This window comes from Enterococcus sp. AZ020 (assembly GCF_050499205.1).
GTDB classification, from domain to species: Bacteria; Bacillota; Bacilli; order Lactobacillales; family Enterococcaceae; genus Enterococcus_L; species Enterococcus_L dunnyi.
The window spans coordinates 1-509 of record NZ_JBIPAT010000019.1 but is presented as its reverse complement, the minus strand read 5'-3'; the positions used below and the strand labels follow the sequence as shown (position 1 = coordinate 509).

General features: G+C 42.4%; 1 pseudogene. It reads right to left on the bottom strand.

Annotated features, from left to right (window positions below):
- Positions 1-509, bottom strand: a pseudogene (locus tag IGI58_RS18230) (phage tail protein); the annotation flags it as partial.

Sequence of the window (509 nt, the reverse complement as noted above, 5' to 3'; positions counted from 1 at the left end):
GCTTCATCCCAACCATCTGAAATCAGAGAAGTAACGAACAACATCGGAGCCATAATCACATTTTTCAGAATAGTAAAGATATTTTTTGCAATATTTACGAGGTTTTTCCACAAATTACTGAGGAACAAGCCCATATGCATGAATGCATTTCTTATCCCATAGACAAGTGGTCCAATATACTGCATGATCCCGTCTACTAATCCGCTAGCCGTGGAAGTTATGCCCTCCCATAGATCCGCAAACCATTGTTTTGTACCAGACCAAGCTTCTTTTATACCATTGACTCCGGACTTGGCACCATCTACTGCACCATTCCAGATCCCGACAGCAGCATCTTGAATCTCCTGAAATTGATTGGAAAACCAACCTGTGATATTACTCCAAGCATCCTTTATACCATCAGCAGCATTTTTGGCTGCATCTTGCAGACCTTTCCACATATCAGAAAACCATTGAATAGTGGCATCCCAAGCTTTTACAACGGCATCTGCCGCACTGCTGATTGCATC